At 69.6% G+C, this 18,244-nt stretch carries 15 protein-coding genes; 4 read left to right on the forward strand and 11 right to left on the reverse strand.

All coding sequences use genetic code 11. The annotated features are described in order from the left end of the window. Nucleotides 1-3: 3 nt before the first annotated feature. Genes BLQ73_RS11000 through BLQ73_RS11010 form a run of 3 tightly spaced genes read right to left on the reverse strand, consistent with a single transcriptional unit; the run spans nucleotide 4 to nucleotide 3,715 of the window. Nucleotides 4-1,068, reverse strand: coding sequence for a CgeB family protein (locus BLQ73_RS11000; RefSeq protein ID WP_093170284.1), 1,065 nt, complete (start codon nucleotides 1,066-1,068; stop codon nucleotides 4-6). Then, a complete protein-coding gene (locus BLQ73_RS11005) occupies nucleotides 1,053-2,780 on the reverse strand; it encodes a carbamoyltransferase family protein (RefSeq protein ID WP_245690986.1) in 1,728 nt (575 codons plus the stop codon). The genes BLQ73_RS11000 and BLQ73_RS11005 overlap by 16 nt, the downstream gene beginning before the upstream one ends. Further along, a complete protein-coding gene (locus BLQ73_RS11010) occupies nucleotides 2,777-3,715 on the reverse strand; it encodes a thymidylate synthase (protein WP_093170285.1) in 939 nt (312 codons plus the stop codon). The genes BLQ73_RS11005 and BLQ73_RS11010 overlap by 4 nt, the downstream gene beginning before the upstream one ends. 256 nt (nucleotides 3,716-3,971) lie before the next feature. On the opposite strand from BLQ73_RS11010, the gene BLQ73_RS11015 reads away from it, so the two are divergent. Beyond that, the gene (locus BLQ73_RS11015) at nucleotides 3,972-4,793 is read left to right on the forward strand and encodes a helix-turn-helix domain-containing protein (RefSeq protein WP_176955370.1); all 822 of its coding nucleotides are present in this window, start codon (nucleotides 3,972-3,974) and stop codon (nucleotides 4,791-4,793) included. Here the strand turns inward: BLQ73_RS11015 and BLQ73_RS11020 are convergent. The 3 genes from BLQ73_RS11020 to BLQ73_RS11035 all read right to left on the reverse strand — a co-directional run bounded on the left by BLQ73_RS11020 (nucleotide 4,759) and on the right by BLQ73_RS11035 (nucleotide 8,871). Next, entirely contained in the window at nucleotides 4,759-5,487 is a 729-nt protein-coding gene (locus BLQ73_RS11020) for an HAD family hydrolase (RefSeq protein ID WP_093170286.1), read from the reverse strand. The two genes, BLQ73_RS11015 and BLQ73_RS11020, sit on opposite strands and share 35 nt — an antisense overlap. A 468-nt stretch (nucleotides 5,488-5,955) precedes the next feature. After that, nucleotides 5,956-7,224 carry a glycerate kinase gene (locus tag BLQ73_RS11030; protein WP_093170347.1) on the reverse strand — a complete coding sequence of 423 codons (1,269 nt, stop codon included), beginning with the start codon at nucleotides 7,222-7,224 and terminating at the stop codon, nucleotides 5,956-5,958. Between the two features lie 186 nt (nucleotides 7,225-7,410). Next, nucleotides 7,411-8,871, reverse strand: coding sequence for an AAA family ATPase (locus tag BLQ73_RS11035; RefSeq protein WP_093170287.1), 1,461 nt, complete (start codon nucleotides 8,869-8,871; stop codon nucleotides 7,411-7,413). A gap of 183 nt (nucleotides 8,872-9,054) precedes the next feature. On the opposite strand from BLQ73_RS11035, the gene BLQ73_RS11040 reads away from it, so the two are divergent. Continuing rightward, nucleotides 9,055-9,894 carry a deoxyribonuclease IV gene (locus BLQ73_RS11040; RefSeq protein ID WP_093170288.1) on the forward strand — a complete coding sequence of 280 codons (840 nt, stop codon included), beginning with the start codon at nucleotides 9,055-9,057 and terminating at the stop codon, nucleotides 9,892-9,894. Between the two features lie 547 nt (nucleotides 9,895-10,441). Here the strand turns inward: BLQ73_RS11040 and BLQ73_RS11045 are convergent. The 3 genes from BLQ73_RS11045 to BLQ73_RS11055 all read right to left on the reverse strand — a co-directional run bounded on the left by BLQ73_RS11045 (nucleotide 10,442) and on the right by BLQ73_RS11055 (nucleotide 13,174). After that, nucleotides 10,442-11,227, reverse strand: a complete 786-nt coding sequence (locus BLQ73_RS11045) for a LytR/AlgR family response regulator transcription factor (protein WP_093170289.1) — start codon at nucleotides 11,225-11,227, stop codon at nucleotides 10,442-10,444. 62 nt (nucleotides 11,228-11,289) lie between these two features. Beyond that, complete coding sequence (locus BLQ73_RS11050) at nucleotides 11,290-12,492, reverse strand: sensor histidine kinase (RefSeq protein ID WP_093170348.1); 1,203 nt, start codon at nucleotides 12,490-12,492, stop codon at nucleotides 11,290-11,292. 55 nt (nucleotides 12,493-12,547) lie between these two features. Beyond that, the gene (locus BLQ73_RS11055) at nucleotides 12,548-13,174 is read right to left on the reverse strand and encodes a molybdopterin-dependent oxidoreductase (RefSeq protein ID WP_218125746.1); all 627 of its coding nucleotides are present in this window, start codon (nucleotides 13,172-13,174) and stop codon (nucleotides 12,548-12,550) included. 316 nt (nucleotides 13,175-13,490) lie between these two features. Here BLQ73_RS11055 and aroF point away from each other — a divergent pair, with 316 nt between their 5' ends. Continuing rightward, nucleotides 13,491-14,528 (forward strand): 3-deoxy-7-phosphoheptulonate synthase, encoded by a 1,038-nt coding sequence (aroF, locus tag BLQ73_RS11060; protein WP_093170349.1) that lies wholly within the window; start codon nucleotides 13,491-13,493, stop codon nucleotides 14,526-14,528. Nucleotides 14,529-14,639: 111 nt separating this feature from the next. Here the strand turns inward: aroF and thiI are convergent, their stop codons facing one another. After that, on the reverse strand, nucleotides 14,640-15,842 hold the full coding sequence (gene thiI, locus BLQ73_RS11065) for a tRNA uracil 4-sulfurtransferase ThiI (protein WP_093170291.1): 1,203 nt from the start codon (nucleotides 15,840-15,842) through the stop codon (nucleotides 14,640-14,642). A gap of 253 nt (nucleotides 15,843-16,095) precedes the next feature. Between thiI and BLQ73_RS11070 the strand changes: the two genes are divergently transcribed. Continuing rightward, nucleotides 16,096-16,968, forward strand: coding sequence for an MHYT domain-containing protein (locus tag BLQ73_RS11070; RefSeq protein WP_093170292.1), 873 nt, complete (start codon nucleotides 16,096-16,098; stop codon nucleotides 16,966-16,968). A 118-nt stretch (nucleotides 16,969-17,086) separates the two neighbouring features. On the opposite strand, the gene BLQ73_RS11075 is transcribed toward BLQ73_RS11070, so the two are convergent. Further along, the gene (locus BLQ73_RS11075; RefSeq protein ID WP_093170293.1) at nucleotides 17,087-18,112 is read right to left on the reverse strand and encodes a 6-phosphofructokinase; all 1,026 of its coding nucleotides are present in this window, start codon (nucleotides 18,110-18,112) and stop codon (nucleotides 17,087-17,089) included. Between the last annotated feature and the right edge of the window lie 132 nt (nucleotides 18,113-18,244).

The raw sequence follows: 18,244 nt of genomic DNA on the forward strand, positions 1-18,244 counted from the left end.
TAGTCAATGCCTCCTCCTCCCACCTGCTGGTTGCGAGACGGCGGCGAGCAAGGTGTTCATGACCTGGAGCTGGTGGCTGAGCCGGAAGGGCTCCAGCTTGGCCAGACAGGCGGCGATGAGCTCCGCATGCGTTGTGCTGCCCGCAAGGGCGTACAGGTCGTGGGCGGCGGTGATGACGTCCTGGCCGGTGCGGACGATCAGCGGCTCGGGCACGAAGTCGGCGACGCGGGCGATCGTGGCGGGTGCCAGCGGTAGGCACCCGGCGAGCACCGCCTCGAACAGGCGCTGGGTCATTTGCGCGGCGGCGGCGTAGCGGTCGGGCAGCAAGAGGACCGTGGCCAGGCTCTGGTCATGGATGCGGGTCACCTGCTCGAACGGCACCCTGCCGCGGAACTTCACGTGCGGCCAGCGTCTGGTGTTCTGCCACTTGCCGGCCACCTGGTGCGGCAGATGGGCGGCGGCGGGCGCGAAGTAGGCGTCGAACATCTCGTCGCGGTCGTATTGATTGCCGACGTAGCACAGGGGATACGGCCTCGTACGGGTGGCCAACTCGACGGGGTCAGCCGCGGCCAGAAGGACATCGTCCAAGGGGAAGAGCAGCGTGGTCGCGCCCGGCGTCGGCAGGAGGGCTGCCTCGCAGACGGTGACGCCGCGGTGATGACGCAGTTCATCCTCGGCGGACAGCCGACGGTCCTTGTCCCAGATGATCGTGGGTACGCCGAGGCGGTGCAGGTAGTGGTCGATGAGCTGGTTCTGCCGATGCAGGTCGCAGGTGTGGCCCGGCGTCGCGCAGTCGGTGGTGTTGCGGCCGGGGATAGGCCAGCGCCACTCCAGAAATAGCACGTCGAGGTCGGGGAAAGCGTCGTCGAATTGATAGTAGGCGCCTGCTTCGCCGTCGCCGGCCTCGTGCCGGTCGCGGTCAGGCTGAAGCAGGACAAGATCATGCCCGGCGCCACGGATGCCGTCGAGGAAGGGGCGGCGATGGCTGCGCCCGCCGTCCGGGGTGTCGGTGATACCGGGGCCGAGGAAGCCCCAGAAGCTGTAGCCGATCTTCACTTGGTGAACCATCGCTCTTCCAGCATGAGCGCGTCCAGGCCGCTTTCGGCCAGGCAGTCCAAGGCCATGGCCGGGGTGCCGCAGATCGGCTTGCCCTTGACGTTGAGGGAGGTGTTGATCAGCACCGGGACGCCGGTGCGGCGGGCGAACGCGGCAAGCACCGCGTGCACAAACGGGTTGTCGACCTGCGTGACGGTCTGCAGACGGGCGGTGCCGTTGGCGTGGACGATGGCCGGGATGAGCGTGCGCGCCAGGTCGGTCACCCCTGACGCCGTCGACATGAACGGCGCCTGCTGGTCGAGAGTGAAGTAGTCGGCAGCGTGCTCGGCCAGCGCCATGGGGGCGAAGGGCCGGAACGGCTCGCGGAACTTCACCACGGCGTTGAGCTTCTCGACCACGTCCGACCGGAGGGGCGAGGCGAGGATTGAGCGGTTGCCCAGTGCTCGTGGACCCGCCTCGACGCGGCCGTGGAACAGGCCGACGATGAGCCCGGCGGCGAGCTGATCGGCGAGGAAGTCCGCAGCGTCTCCGTCAACGGGCTTTTCGACCAGGGACGGCCAGCGCACCATGTCGATGGACGCCGCCGGGTATTCGGGGCCGAGGTAGCAGCGGGTCAGCCCGGTCAGCGGCAGGCTGCTCACTTCCAGGTGAGCGGCTGCGGCGGCGCCGATCGCGGTACCTGCGTCACCGGGCGCGGGCGGCACGAACACCTCGTCGAAGACGCCCGCCTCGATGATCTTTCCGATGGAGACGCAGTTGGTGGCCACGCCTCCTCCGACGCACAGCCGCCGTTCTCCGGTACGCCGCTGGGCCAGCCGGGCGAGGTGGAGCATGACCTGGTTGGTGTGCTCCTGGAGGGCGGCGGCTAGATCACGATGTACCTCGGTGAGGGGTTCTTCCGGACGGCGAGGCAGGCAGGTTGCCTCGGCGAAGGCAGGGCGGAGCCGTTTGTGGCCGGAGGACAGGACACGGAGCGCGAAGTAGGCCGGATGCAGGGTGAACCCGTGCGCGGTGATCGGGATGATGCGCTCGAACAGCTCGCGGAATCGTGCTGGATCGCCGAGGGCGGCCAGCGCCATCACGGTGCCTTCCTCGTCGCCGCGCCGCCATCCCAGATGCTCAGTGACGGCGCCGTAGGCGTAGCCAAGCGAGGCGGGGTCACGCAGCGTCAGCACCTGCTTCAGCGCAGGTCCGCCTCCGCCGGCGCAGCTCGCGGCAGCGATGGTGGTGGTCTGCGTCTCGCCGAGGCTGTCGACGATGAGCACCGCCGACCGATCCCAGCCGGAGGCGGCAAAGGCGTAGAGCTGGTGGGTGTGGTGGTGGCGAACGGGCCGAACGCGAGCATTCGGGAACTCGCTCTGCAGCCCGCGCACCCGTCGCATGGTCCGCAAACCGACCTTGGCGAAGCTTCTGGCACGCTCCAGCGCCGGGCCACTGCCAAGGTGAAGAGGCAGGGCGGCGAGGTCGCCGAAGTACAGGGAGCCGTGGAAGTTGTAGGCGACCACGTCCACCTGCTCGGGCAGCAGGTGCGCCTCGCGCAGGAGCCAGGCGACCGCCTGCTCAGGGTAGGCGCGGGTGTGCTTGACCTCGCTCAGCCGCTCCTCCTCCACGAAGCCTTCGAGCTTGCCGTCGATGAGCAGCGCGGCAGCCGAGTCGTGGGTGTAGGAGCACAGGCCGAGCACCGCGTGTGAGCGGTGGCTGGGGATGGACGTGAGCGGGTTCACCGCGCAGCCGCCGAGGCCCGCTGCTGCAGAACGGTGTACCAGCCGCGCAGCCCCTCGCCGAGCGGGCCGCTAATGCCATTGGCCCGCTCACAAGCGGCCGCACGCTCACCGCTCTTCCACAGCCGGTAGCTAGCCATCACCGCAGCCATTGCATCCCAGCCCGGTTGACCGACCGGGCGGTCCATCAGGACCTCGGTCAGTAGCTCGTCGAACCCGGACCACGGGGTGACCAGCGACGGCATCACCTCGCACGGCGTGCCCGCCTGCACGGCCCCAGCGGCTTCGAAGTCGTGTTCATACAGGTGAAGGGAGTCCACATGGTGGTGGTAGGGACCTAGGTCGACGCCCAGCCAGCCCGCCATGAGCTCGTGCATCACCGTGGCAGTGAAGATGTCGTACGGCAGGCCGGTCCACAGGTCGTTGCTACGCATGGTGGTCACCATGTGTAAACGACCACCCCGCAGATGAAAGCGATATCCCAGAGTGCAGGGCACATCTCGGTGCCCGCCCGCGTCTCTGGCCGGATCGTAGAGCTGGATGACGGCCCGTCGACTGTCCGGATCGTCGCTCAGCGTGGCCACCACCTGGGCGAGCTGGTCGACCTGAGCGTCCCACCGGCGCATGCGAGGGCCGTATGCGCCGCGAAGGATGCCATCATCCTCGGCATACTGGCGGAGCCGGTCGTTGTAGTCGTAGATCCACGAGGCGTCGGTGCCTGACAAGATCCACACACATTCGGCGACCGCGAACGCGGGGTTGAGAACGCGGGCGGGTTGAGCGGGCAGCAGACGGCCGCGGGGCTGATCAATCAGCAGCCGGACGTCGAGCACCTCACGGGTGGGCATGGCGCGCGGGCTCACAGCGGCGCCCTGCCGTACGGCAGCGACGGAGGCGGCGAACACCTCCGCGATCGTCTCACCGGAGATCGTGGTCACGGGCGCTTCTCCATTCTGCTGATCTTCGGGCGGAGACTGTCAAAAGGGTCCGTCCAGCCGGGAGAGCCTCGCAGGGCGTTAGCGCGCACCGCGTCCGCATCCCCCACCACAAGCCTCCAGCCCACTCGCGCTGTTGAAATCGTGTGGCAGTAATCGAACGCCGTATGGCGGGACGTCACCAGAGCTTGCCCGGGGACGTTGCGAGTCCTAGCGTGAAACAGTCAACGTCCCCCAACGCCCCTGCGGGATCACGCCTATGGCCAACGAACGCCTGCGCGCCGCTCTACTTGCCAGCCCCTTCACCGAAGAGGCGCTGGCTGCCCACCTGGGTATCGACCCCAAAAGCGTCCAGCGGTGGATCACCCGGGACGTCATCCCTCGAAGAGCCACGGCCCATGGGGCGGCGCAAGCCCTGGACGCTCCCCTTGCCTACCTGTGGCCCGAGTTGGCGGTTGACCCTCCCGCAGCCTCAGAGGCGGAGATCGTACGTCTGTATCCGCACCGCTCGGCCACCCCTCGCCAGCTCTGGCTGGATCTCCTCTCCCGGGCCTCTAGCCACGTGTGGCTGTTCGCCAACGCGAGCCTCTTCTTGCCGGAGGACAACCCGGAGTCCATCTCCATGCTGATGGACAAGGCCGCGGCTGGCCTCTCAGTACGGATCATGATGGGTGACCCAGACACGCCCGAGATGGCGCTGCGTGGTGTGGAAGAGCGGCTCTATGATGCGATCCCCGGCAGGATAAGGATGGCCCTGGCCTACTACAGCCCATTGATCGACGTACCCGGCATCGAGTTCCGGCTGCACCGGACTTCTTTATACAACTCGATCTTCCGCTACGACGACGAGATGCTCGTCAACCAGCACATCTATGGCACCTACGGCTACATCGCACCGATCCTGCACCTGAGGCGGATCGACGGAGGAGACTTCTTCGACACCTACCAAAGGAGTTTCGAGCGGGTGTGGGAATCGGCGTATCCGATCCAGGAGTCGAACTTCCACAGGCAAAGGCAGATCCGCCTAGCCGACTGCGCTGCGTCGGCTACGCCACAGCCGCCCGAGCTTGAATCGCGCTGACCCCCTGCACAAGAGCCGCCGCGTCAACCAGGTCAGGGAGGGCTACCTCGGCCCCTTCGGCCAAGAGCTCCTCCACCGTATTCGGCCCGGAGGCTACCCCGATCGCGATCGCACCACCGTTGCGTGCTGCCTGGATGTCGCGGACAGTGTCGCCGATCAGAATGGTCGTTGACGCCCGAAGGTCCACGCCGTACTTGGCGCGAGCCCGTTCGCGGGCTACTTCCACCAGGTTGGCGCGCACGATGTCGTCTGAGCCGTACCCGCCAACCTCGAAGTCGAGACCGTGGTGGAGCTCGAACGCCTCAACCTTCACAAAGGCGTTGGGCTGAATGTTGCCCGTCAGCACCGACTGAATGACTCCCGAGATGCCGCTGAGCGCCGTGATCGCCTCACGCGCGCCGGGCAGTCCGTAACCTAGCTCACGCAGGCGCTCGCGGCGCGCAGCCAGCGAAGCCCGCAGGGCCTCGGGAATCATCGTTGCGTGCGAGTCGGTGACCTCGATCCCATGTCGCACCAGAAGGTTCGTCATGATCTCCAGGTCGGTACGACCGTCAGTCTCAGCTCGATATTCTGCGGGCTGCCCGGTGACCAACTCGAACGCGCCGGCGTACGTCTCCTTGCTCACGCCGCCGTTCTCGATAAGCGTGTGGTCAACATCCCACAACACCAGCACAGCAGGTACGTCCGCGGTCATGGGGTCGTCTCCGATCTGTCGGCGGAGTCCACATCGTAGCCAGAGCTGGTCTCTCAGCGCAGAGCGATCGGCCTGCCGCCCGTCGGGGCAAGGCGCCTGCTCATACGATCAATCATTGCCGGATGGATCATGGCTTCGGAGCGGGCGGGAAGGGTTTCGTAGTCTCGAACCAGGCGGCGGTGGAATATCAGCCATCCGAGGGTGCGCTCTGCGACCCAGCGCCGGGGCAGGGCGCTAGCCCCTCGTATGGCCGTCCTCGCGAAAGGACGGCCATACACGTTTTCGGGGGTGCCCTCGGCTTCCCCGGCCCGACTGAGTCCAAGGCCCAGTGCCCACCCGCCCAGGGGCGGCCAACCGATCGGAAGGCGCCGCCCGGCCAAGGGCCCCCGCCCCGGGGCGTCAGTCGGACACGTCCTTTCAGCTGGCCAGAGGGCGTCCCCCGGCCAGGGGGTCGCGGGCGTTGGCGGGTCAGGGGGTGGGGCGGGGGCTCTGCTCGGCCCAGAGGAGGGCGGCCAGGCGGCGTAGGAGTGGGCCCGCTTCGGTGAGGTAGCGCGAGGGGACCGCCGGGGAGGCGTCGGAGGGGGTGTCCAGGGGCAGGTCGACGAGGGCGTAGGCCGCGTCGAAGCCGGCGGCGCGCAGTTCGTCGTCGGCCAGGTCGCGCCGCCCGCACACGGCCACCACGGGCACGCCGGCCTTGGCCGCCGCCTGGGCGACTCCCGCGGGGGCCTTGCCGCGCAGGGTCTGGCGGTCCAGCGCCCCCTCTCCGGTGATCACCAGCCGCGCGCCCTTCAGGTGGGTGTCGAATCCGACGAGTTCCAGCAGGTAGTCGATGCCGGGCCTGATCTCGGCTTCCAGGAAGGCCAGGGCGGCGAAGCCCACTCCCCCGGCCGCGCCCGCCCCCGGCTGCCCTGCCACGCCCATGGGGCGCACGCGGCCGTCGTGCTCGACGGCTCCGACCAGCCCGTGCGTGTGAGCGCAGACGGCGGCGAGCCTCGCGAGCCCCGCCGAAAGGACGGCCACGTCCTCGGGAGTGGCCCCCTTCTGCGGGGCGTACACGGCCGCCGCCCCCTCGGGGCCGAGCAGCGGGTTGTCGACGTCCACCACCACCACAAACTCCACCCCCTCGTCGGGGGCCCCATCGTGGCCGTGGCCGTGACCGTGGCCGTGGCCATGGCCGTGACCGTCCGCGGTGAAGCTCATGAATCCGGTCAGGTCAATGCGGTCCAGGGCCCGGAGGGCGGCGCCGCCGGGGGGCAGCTCCCGCCCGTCGGCGTCCAGCAGCCGCGCGCCGAGGGCGCTGAGCAGCCCCGCTCCCCCATCGGTGGTGGCGCTGCCGCCGAGGCCGAGGACCACGCGGCGGGCGCCGTGCCGTACGGCATGGGCGATCAGTTCGCCCGTGCCCCGGGTCGTGGCGGTGAGGGGGGCGGGTGCGCCGGGCAGGCGGCGCAGGCCGGACGCCTCGGCCAGTTCGACGACGGCGATCGGCTGCGCGGGGTGGCGTGCGTAGGCCGCGGTGATGCGCTCACCGGTCGGGCCGGTCACCTCCACCTCCACCCGGTCGAACCCGGCGGCGACCACCGCGTCGACGGTGCCGTCGCCCCCGTCGGCGACAGGGACCACGATGGTGCGCACCCCGGCGCCGAGGCCGGCCACGATGTGGCCGGCGGCCTCGGCCGCGCTGAGCGACCCTTTGAACTTGTCCGGCGCTACGACGACATGGCCGGATGACTCAGACAACTGCACTCCCTAAACCCGTGGCTCTATCGTGACGATCGACGCGGAGCCGCCCCCGGTGTCCCGGCGGCGGACCCCCTGGGCCTCGATGGCCCGGACGATGAGGGCGGCCTCCAGATCGAAAAGCTCCTCGGGTGCCATTGTCCCGAAGTACGGTGCGGCGGCCCGCAGGCGCGGGAGGTCGGGCGCTCAGCCGTAGAGCTCGCCCAGCCCCACCAGCACGACCTCTCCCCGCGCCTCGGCCTCACGCAACTCCTCGGTGAACCCGGCCGCGGAGTAGCACACGAGACGGGTCCGCTCGGCGTCGTACTTCCCCCCGCGCTTGACGAGTTCGAGCACCCGCCGCAGCCGCTCCAGGTGGTCCGCCCCCATGGTCTCCCCCCAATTCACCTCGCCGATCGCCAGCAAGGGGGCCTTACCGCCGTCGGCGTGACCGACCGCGGCGACGTCCACCTCGTGCGTGGTCCTGTTGGCCGGGTCGTTGATCGTGCCGGCCGTGACCTGGGTGGGCCAGTCGCCCAGCGTCTGCTCCGCGGAGTGCAAGGTCCACTCGCGGCACAACCTTTCGAAGTGCGGACCGAGCACGTTGCCGGCGAACCTCTGCTTTCCCCGCCGCCAGATCCTCTCAGCCCCCGTACCCCGCAGAAGCTGGGGCCAGAACGGCCGCATGATGGCGTGGTAGAAGACGAGGAGAGGTTCCTTGATCCGGAAGTCGGTACGGTTGCCTCGGAAGGCGTCCGTTTCACGCATGACGAGGCCCGCGTCCTCCAGCACCGTCAACGGGTGGGCGAGTTCGTTGCTCTTCCGCCCCACGAAGGCCGCGATGCCTCCCCGCCCGCTGTTGCCGTCGGCGATGGCATTGAGCACCGAGTTGTAAAGCGCGCTGTCCCGCAGATCGGGCTCCTCGGCGAGCAGATAGCGCGCCTCCAGGAACATCGGACTGCCCGGCGACATGATCGCACGTGTGATCCAGTCGTCGAAGTCGCCCAGATCCTTGGGCGCGTCGTATCTGATCATCTCGGTGCGGTAGGCCGGCGTCCCGCCGACGACGGCATGCACCAGCACCGCGAGCCGCGGGTCGTTCAATCCCCAGAAGCGCGCCGCGAGCCGGTAATCGAACGTGTCGACGGGGAGGTCCAGGGACGCCCGGCCCCGAAGCGGAGCGTTGCCGGACAGCAAGCGGCCCATGAACGACATGGCGGAGCCGCACAAAAGCAGCCGAGTGCGCGACTCCACACGTTCGGCCCGCCGGGGAGCATAGGCCGCCTGAATGATCGACGGCAGAGCCGGACTGGCTTGGACCAGATAGGGGAACTCATCGATCACCACAGGAACCGGGCGCTCCCTGCCGATCCGGAGCAGCACGTCGACGACGGTGGACCAGTTCGTCGGCATGAACGGAGCCACCGGATCGAGGTATCGCGTCAACGCATTGCCGATCAGCGCGAGCGACTCGGCCTCGGTGGCCTCCTGCGCCGAGAAGTAGAACCCTCCCATCTCCTGGCAGAGGGCTGCCAGCAGAAAGCTCTTTCCCTGGCGGCGACGGCCGGAGACAACACCGAGAGTGGCACTCGGCTGTTCGTCGCTGGCGAATCGCACCAGGGCTTCCCACTCACGCTCTCGGCCGAACATGTCATCGGGCTTGCGCATCGACACCCCGCACTGAGAGAACTGTAGTTATGAGAACTGTACTTCTCTCACCTGCCGCAGAGGGTGGCGGTGGAGAGGGGGGTGACAGACTGGAGAGGCGGGGAGGGGAAGCGCGGCGGCGTGGGGCCGGGCGTACGGCGGGGCGCGGGTCGGCCGGGGCGTAAGGCGTAAGGTGAGGCCATCATGACGCAGACTCCACTCATCGGCGGGCACGTGTCCGTCGCCAAGGGGCTGGCCACGGGTGGGCTGGCCTATGCCGACGAGATCGGCGCCGAGGTGATCCAGGTTTTCGTGTCCAATCCGCGGGGGTGGGCGCTGAGCGCGGGGAAGCCCGCGGAGGACGCCCTCCTGCGCGAGTCGGGGATGCCGGTGTTCGTGCATGCGCCGTACCTCTCGAACTTCGGCTCTCCGAACGCCGAGACGCTGAAGCTGTCGGCGACGTCGGTGCGCCACTCGCTGCGGCGCGGGGCGGAGATCGGGGCGCGCGGGGTGGTGGTGCATACGGGGTCGGCGGTCAGCCAGTCGCGTGACGACGCGATGCGCCAACTGCGCGAGCATCTGCTGCCGCTGCTGGACGAGATCCCCGACGATGGGCCGGATCTGCTGTTCGAGCCGATGGCGGGGCAGGGTGCGATGCTGTGCGCGACGGTGCAGGACGTCGGTCCCTATCTCGACGCGCTGGACTTCCACCCCCGGGCGGGGGTGTGTCTGGACACCTGCCACGCCTTCGCGGCGGGGCACGACCTCACGGTGGAGGGCGGGCCCGGGCGCATGCTGGAGGCCCTGCACGAGGTGGCGCCGGGGCGCCTGAAGTTCGTCCACGCCAACGATTCGAAGGATCCGTGCGGGTCGAAGCGCGACCACCACGAGAACATCGGTGCGGGCCTCATCGGCGCCGAGCCGTTCGGCGAGCTGATGCGGCACCCGCTGGCCGCGGAGGTGCCCGTCTGCATCGAGACGCCCGGCAAGGCCGACAGGCATCGGGAGGACATCGCGCTGCTCAAGAAGCTGCGCGACGGCTGACCCGCGCGACCACGGCCCTGCGGCCGCCCCTGCGCGACGGCCGACTCCAGCGAGGCGACGGGATCCCGCCTGAGGGTGGCGCCGCGGGGACGGGGCGCCCGGGTGGTGGCACCCGGGCGTGGCGGCGGCGCACCCCCCGACCCCGCCCGGGCCCGCGCCGGCCCAGGGGGGTGTCAGGTGGAGGGCGACCGCGGCAACCCGCGATCCCGCCGCCCCCGAGTGGCCGGATCCCGGGTCGGCTCTGGCCCCCCGTCACGTCGGCGGCCGCCGGTGCCCCTGCCCCCCGGTCAGGGGCACCGGCGGCCGATGGTGACCGATGGGTTTCCCGGTCACGTGTGGTGCCCGCGCGCACCGGATGATCTGTGAGCCTCGGGCCCGTTGCCGATCCGATGTGGCGGGTTCGCCTTCCGACGCGGGAAACACTACGGATGTGATCTTGCGCATGACGCCAAGTTCGCCATGGCGTAGACCAACGGTGTGTAGTCGGCGACCTACGGGCGAGAGGGGCACGACGAACGGCACACCGCGCACGACGAGTGGTCGCGCGTCATGACCGGAGTTCCGGCGGCATCCCTGTCACGTGCGGTTTCCGATCAAGGGAAGGGGCTTGAACCCGCCGCATGAGTTGCTCGCGGACCTGCCTGGTGTGCCTGCGGCTCACCGTGAGCGTCTCGGCGCCGACACGGAGCGTCACCCGCCCGCTCTCGTACTTCATCTCGGTCACGTGCCGTATGGAGACCAGGGTGCTGCGGTGTACGCGGATGAAGCCCGCGTTCCGCCAGCGCCGTTCCAGCGCGGCCAGCGGCATGCGCACGAGGTAGCGGCCGTCCATCGTGTGCAGCCGGACGTAGTCGCCGTGCGCTTCGGCGAACCACACCGCCTGCTGGGGCACGAACCTCGTGCGTCCTCCGAGCTCGACGGGGATGACGTCGTCGCAGCCGACCTCGGCCGCGGGGGCGGCGACGTCCGTGAGGCGGCGCACCGCCTCGGCGAGCCGCTCGGCGCGCACGGGCTTGAGCAGATAGTCGACGGCCTTGACCTCGAACGCCTGCACGGCGCAGTCGTCGTGGGCGGTGACGAAGACGAGCCTGGGCGGGTTCGGGAATCCGCCGATGAGGCGTGCGAGGTCGAGACCGTCGAGGCCCGGCATGCGGATGTCGAGGAAGACCCCGTCGAGCCGCTCGCCGGCCCCGATCATCTGGACCATGTCCTGGAGGGCGCGGACGCCGTCGGAGGCGGTGGTCACGCTCCCGATCCTGCTGTCGCACCGGAGCAGGAAGGCCAGTTCGTCCAGGGCGGGAGGCTCGTCGTCGACGGCCAGCACTCGCAGCATGGCGACGAGGTTCCCGCGAGCACGCCCCGACGGCAAGCGGAACGACGGCAATGCGCAAAAGACTAACTACGAAGAGTGATGGAGGGCGGGGCTTTCGGCACACGGAACGCGACGGTGGTGCCCCAGCCCGGGGCGGTCCGGATGACGAGGCCGTGGTCGTCGCCGTAGAGGCCGCGGAGCCGTACGTCCACGTTGGCGATCCCTATCCCCCGGCCGCCGCGGCGCGATCCCGGGGCCGCGGCGAGCAGCCCCGGCACCCGGCCGGGGTCCATCCCGACCCCGTCGTCGAACACGCTGATATGCGCCTCCGTGCCCGCGTCGCGGACCACCACGAGCACCCGTCCCCGCCCGGCGCGAGGCGCCAGGCCGTGCCTGACGGCGTTCTCGACGAGCGGCTGGAGGCACAGGTACGGCACGGGCACGGGCATCACCTCCGGGTCGACCTGGACGTCGAAGACGATCCTCTCGCCGTACCGCGCCCGCTCCAGCACCAGGTAGCGGTCGAGGCAGCGCAGTTCGTCGGCGAACGTGGTGATCTCTCCGGCGCTGCCCAGGGTGTGCCGGGCGAAGTCGGCGAAATCGGCGACCAGGTCCCGGGCCTGTTCGGGGTCGGTGCGGACCAGCGAGGCGATGGTGGCCAGGGAGTTGCCGATGAAGTGCGGTGAGATCTGGGCGGCCAGGGCCCTGGTCTCGGCGGCGAGGACGCGGCGGCGGGACTCGTCGAGCTCGGCCAGCTCCAGCCGGCCCGACATCAGCGCGGCGGCCTCGCCAGCGGCGCGTACGGCTTCCGCACTGAGTTCGGCCCCGTAGACGGCGAGCGCTCCGGCGGCTCGGCCGCCCGACATGAGGGGCACGACCAGCGCGACCCTCACCCGGCAGTAGGCGTCGCAGCCCGCCGCGGGGGCGAGGTGCGGCCCGCCGGCGCCGAAGGCCGAGGACATGAGGTCCGCCAACGCGTCGAGGTGGGTGCGGCTGTGGCCGGCGCAGGCGTCGAAGGCCAGCACCGCGTCCGGGGCCGACAGGTCCGCCGAGGAGAGGGCCACGGCGGTGGCGCCGAGGAGGGGGCGCAGGCGCCGTACGGCGTGGCGGGCGGCGGGCGCGGTGAGGCCGGAGCGTAACGCGGTGGCGGCCTCGGCGACGGCGTGGAGGGAGGTGAAGGCGGAGGGAGACTCGCTTCCCCGGGCGGGAGAGGCGCAGCGGCGCGCGGTCAGGAACCCCAGCAGGCCGCTCGTCACGGAGAGGAGGGCATATCCAGCGGCGGACATGCCCGCGAACCGTAGCACTCCGTGACCGCGCGGGCCTGCCGTTTCCCCGATGCGGCTAGGGGGGACCTTCGCCGGGTTCCTCCTGGTAGGAGTAGCGCTGTTCCTTCCAGGGGTCGGCGATGTTGTGGTAGCCGCGCTCCTCCCAGAAGCCGCGCCGGTCCTCCATCATGTACTCCACGCCTCGCACCCATTTCACGCTCTTCCAGGCGTAGAGGTGCGGAACAACGACGCGGAGGGGGTAGCCCCGTTCCGGGGAGATGGTCTTGCCGTCGAGTTCCAGGGCGAACAGGGTTTCGGGGGCGGTGAAGTCGCTCATGCGGATGTTGGCGCTGTAGCCGTACTCCGCCCAGATCAGCACATGCGTCACGCCGGGAGCGGGGGGCGCCAGGTCGAGCAGGACCGCCGGGGAGACCCCCGACCACTCGCTGCCCATGATCGAGAACTTGGTGACGCAGTGGAAGTCGGCCAACACCGTCGTGCGCGGAAGCGCGCGGAACTGCGGCCAGGTGAAGCGGTGCTGCTCACCGGAGGCCGTGGCGCCGATCACACGGAACTCCCACGTGGCGGGGCGGAAGGCGGGCACCCGGCCGTAGTGGATGACGGGGCGGCCACGCGGCACGTATTGCCCCGGGGGCAGGCGGTTCTCCTCCCGCGGAGACTCGGGGGGGGCGGGTGGCTCCACCTCAGTCACCTCGCCGCCTACGTGTCACCCGGAGCCGTTCGCCGCGGCGTGAAGTGGGCACGGACGCCATCCTCCCATCGGCTCTGGTGAGCGGTGGACGCGCCCACCGGTCAAACCGTCCACCACAGTGGGGTAGCATTGCCCGCGATGCGTACTGCGTTCTGGTTTTGGTATGGCGACGGACCCTCTGGTCGGACCGTTCGCCGTCAGACGCTGCGCTGACAACAGGCAAACGGAAGGCCCCGGGTCCAGTGGACCCGGGGCCTTCCGGTGTTTCAGAGGTCATGTCGGCAGTGGTCGTTGAACAGGAGAGATGATGGTCATCGTTATGGCACCCGAGGCCACGCAGGGCGATGTCGACGCGATTGTCCGCGTCGTCGCGGCGGCGGGAGGCGAGGCGTTCGTCAGCCGGGGCGTCAGCCGTACGATCGTGGGTCTTGTGGGTGATATCGAGCGCTTCTCGACGCTCAACCTGCGGAGCATGAGCGGGGTCGCGGATGTGATCAAGGTTTCAACGGCCCACAAGCTGGTCAGCCGGGACAACCACCCCGAGCGTTCCACCGTGCGTGTGGGCGGGGTGCCCATCGGCCCGGACACCGTCACGCTGATCGCGGGTCCCTGCGCGGTGGAGACGCCGCAGCAGACCCTTGAGGCCGCTCTGATGGCCAAGTCCGCCGGGGCCACGCTCCTGCGCGGCGGGGCCTACAAGCCGCGCACCTCGCCGTACGCCTTCCAGGGGCTCGGCGAGGCGGGCCTGCGCATCCTGGCCGACGTGCGCGAGGAGACCGGGCTGCCGGTGGTGACGGAGGTGGTGGACGCCCACGACGTCGAGCTGGTGGCGTCGTACGCGGACATGCTGCAGGTCGGCACCCGCAACGCCCAGAACTTCGCGCTGCTGCAGGCCGTCGGCTCGGTCGGCAAGCCGGTCATGCTCAAGCGGGGCATGAACGCCACGATCGAGGAGTGGCTCATGGCCGCGGAGTACATCGCCCAGCGCGGCAACCTGGACATCGTGCTGTGTGAGCGGGGCATCCGCACCTTCGAGACAGCGACGAGGAACACTCTGGACGTGTCGGCGGTGCCCGTCGCGCAGCGCCTGTCCCACCTGCCGGTGATCATCGACCCGTCCCACTCGGGCGGGCGGCGCGACCTGGTGCTGCCGCTCACCCGGGCGGCTGTCGCGGTCGGCGCCGACGGCGTGATCATCGACGTGCACCCGCACCCGGAGCAGGCCCTCTGCGACGGGCCTCAGGCCCTGGTCGACGGCGACCTGGTGGAGCTCGCACGGGTGATGCGGGAGCTGCCCGCGATCGTCGGGCGCACGCCGGCGACGGACACCCTCGCCTCGGCCTGACAGGCCCGGCACGGCGGGTGGGGGCGTCGGCGCGTACGGCGTGAGCCCCCGCGGCCCGAAGGGCGCGGAGCGCGGCGGAGACCCCGCCGCGCCCGCCGCCCGGCGCCGCCGTCAGGCGTCGATCTCGTAGGTCTGCAGGGAGTCGGCGAGCCGGACGGCGAGGTCCTCGACGTCGAGCCGCTTCTCGATCTGGCGGAGGTCCTCGATGCGCGCGCGGGTCTCCGCCGAACGCGGCGCAAGCAGGGTGCAGCAGTCCTCGTCGGGGAGCTCGGAGATCGCCAGGGTGCCGATGCGGCGCGCCTCGGCCATGATCTCGGTCTTGTCCATGCCGACCAGGGGCCGCAGGATCGGCAGCCGGACGGCGTCGTCGAGCGCCGTGATGTTGGCCAGGGTCTGGGACGAGACCTGGCCGAGGGAGTCGCCGGTGATGAGCGCGGCGGCGCGGACCTTGTGGGCGACCTCTTCGGCCGTCTTGAGCATGAGCCGCCGCTGCGCCACCATCTGGAGGCGGTCGGCGCCCGACGACTTGAGCGACTGCTGCGCCTTGCCGAACGGCACCACCCAGAGCCGGGACCTGCCCTGGAACTTGTCGAGCTCCCGCACCAGCGCGTAGGCCTTGTAGATCGACTCCGAGGTCGAGAACGGGATGCCGGAGAAGTGCAGGAAGTCCACGCGAAGGCCGCGGCGCATCATGCGGTAGGCCGCCACGGGCGAGTCGATGCCGCCGGACATGAGCACGAGGGCGCGGCCGCTCGACCCGACGGGGAGCCCGCCCTGGCCGGGGATGCCGCCGGTGTAGATGAAGACCTCGTCGCGGTCGACCTCGACGGAGACGGTCAGCTCGGGGTTCTTGAGGTCGACGGGCAGCCCGTAGACGTCGTTGATCTCGCCGCCGACCGCGCGGTCGAGCTCCATGGACCGCAGGGGGAAGCGCTTGTCCCTGCGGCGTGACCGCACAGCGAACCGCGCGCCCCGCTTGACCTCGTCGGAGTCCCTGATGAGCTCCACGGCGGCCTTGATGACGGTGTCGGGGTCCTTGGCCACGCTCCAGGCGGGGTGGACCCAGACCAGGCCGGGCACCTCCGCGACGCGCCTGGCGACGGCGTCCGCCCGCTCGGGGGTCGTGCCCTCCGGGAGGAAGAGGGCGATGACACCGTGGCGCTGCCGTACATCCACCTTGAGGTCGAGCTTCTTCAGCGCGCCCTTGATGTTGCCCTGCAGCCGCCGCTCGAACAGCTCGCGGTTTTTGCCCTTAAGGACGATCTCGCCCAATTTGAGGAGCACGCAGGGCTCGCCCATGGCGGACATGGTCATGGCGGAACCTCCGGTTGGGTGGCACGAGAACTGGGCAAATCCTGGGAACACCCGATCAATGCTCACAGAAACGGCGCGATCCGGCAGGAAGCACACCGTGACCCAGCTACTTTAGTCCTCTAGGAACCCCTGCCGGGATCGCGCCAAAGGTCGCGTCGGCGACCTTTGTAACCGACCTGATAGTCAGGACCTCTGTCGGACAGCCCTTCACGCTGCAATAATTCCTAGCTCCCCTGTCAAGGAATGAAGTCACATGGCATCTATTGACCATTTCTCGTACGGCCTGCTAACCCCCCTCCTGGCGTACGTGATGTCGGCGAGCGGCTCCATGCTCGGCCTGCTGCTGACGGCCCGCGCGCGCAGCGCCGAGGGCCCCTCGAAGTACCGCTGGCTGGCCGGAGCGGCGATTTCGATCGGCGGCACAGGCATCTGGGTCATGCACTTCATCGCCATGATGGGCTTCGATGTGCGCGGCACCCAGATCCGCTATGACGTCCCGTTGACAGTGATCTCCGCGCTGATCGCCATCGTCGTGGTGAGTGCCGGACTGGTGGTCGTCTCCAAGGGCGGCGACCGGGTGTTCCCCTTGCTGGCCGGCGGACTGCTCACCGGACTTGGCGTGGCCAGCATGCACTACCTCGGCATGGCGGCCATGAACATGTCGGGGCACGTGTCCTATGACCCGCTTGTCGTGGGCGTCTCGCTGCTGATCGCCGTTGTGGCAGCGACGGTCGCGCTGTGGTTCACGCTCAAGGTGAGCGGCGCGATCGCCACCACGGCGGCTGCGCTGATCATGGGTGTGGCGGTCTGCGGCATGCACTACACCGGCATGTTCGCGATGAGCGTCGAGGTGCACCCGGCGACCGCCCCGGTGCCCGGCGCCGAGGGCATCGACTTCCTGCTGCCGCTGCTGGTCGGCATCAGCCTGGTGACGCTCGGTCTGCTGCTGGCGGTCCTGCTGTCGCCGTCCGAGGGCGAGCTGCGCAGCGAGGCCGAGCTCATCGCCCGGCTGCAGAACACCAGGGGCGACCGCCTCGGCCAGCACGCCCGCCCCGCGGCCCCCGGCAAGCCCGCGCAGGAGTCCGAGCAGGCGGGCAGCCTGTTCAACGCCCGCCGCAACCGGTGACCCGCCGATGACGTGTCGATGACGTGTCGGCGACCCGCCGCGAAACGGTGATCCAAGACCGGCCGGGGGCATGCCACCCGGCCGGCGCGATCGCGGACGCGACCAGGCCCGAGCCGGCCTAGCCGAAGAAGACCTCCGCCTCCGCGTAGCGGCTCTCCGGGACGGTCTTCAGCTCGGCCGTCGCCTCGGCCAGCGGAACGCGGACGATGTCGGTGCCGCGCAGCGCGACCATCTTCCCGAAGTCGCCCTGGTGGACCGCGTCGATCGCCTGGAGGCCGAACCGCGTGGCCAGTACCCGGTCGAACGCGGTGGGCGTGCCGCCGCGCTGGATGTGGCCGAGCACCGTGGTGCGGGCCTCCTTGCCGGTGCGCTTCTCGATCTCGCGGGCCAGCCATTCGCCGACGCCCCCGAGCCTCACGTGGCCGAACGCGTCGAGCTCACCGCTCTGCAGGGACATCTGCCCCTCCAACGGGTGCGCTCCCTCGGCGACGACGATGATCGGCGCGTAGCGGGTCTTGAAACGCGACTCGACGTACTCGCACACCCGCTCGATGTCGAACGGCTTCTCCGGGATGAGGACGACGTTGGCCCCCGCGGCCATGCCGGCGTGCAGGGCGATCCACCCGGCGTGGCGGCCCATCACCTCGCAGATCAGAGCGCGGTGGTGGGACTCCGCGGTGGTGTGGAGGCGGTCGATCGCCTCCACCGCGATGTTGACGGCCGTGTCGAACCCGAAGGTGTAGTCGGTCGCGTTGAGGTCGTTGTCGATCGTCTTGGGCACGCCGACGACCTTGACCTCGCGGTCGAAGAGCTGCTTCGCCACGCCGAGCGTGTCCTCACCCCCGATCGCGATCAGGGCGTCGACCCCGTGGTTGGCGAGGTTGTCCTTGATGTGCTCGACCCCGCCGTCGATCTTCATGGGGTTGGTGCGGGACGAGCCGAGGATCGTTCCACCCCGCGGCAGGATGCCGCGCACGGTGGAGACGTCGAGGGGCATCGTGTCGCCCTCAAGCGGGCCGCGCCACCCGTCCCGGAAGCCGATGAACTCGTGGCCGTAGTCGCTGATGCCTTTGCGGACCGCTGCCCGGATGACGGCGTTGAGGCCGGGGCAGTCGCCACCGCCGGTGAGCACTCCAATACGCATGACGGGTTCCTCCCGATGGTCTGCACAACCAGACTATGTTTCGACGCACGACCGGCGGTGGGATGGAACCCCACAGACAGTCGGTGACGGAAGGCATTGTGCCGGAGTGGCGAAAAATGGTCTAGACCAAAT

Origin of the sequence: Sinosporangium album (assembly GCF_900100605.1) — a bacterium.
Lineage (GTDB): Bacteria > Actinomycetota > Actinomycetes > Streptosporangiales > Streptosporangiaceae > Sinosporangium > Sinosporangium album.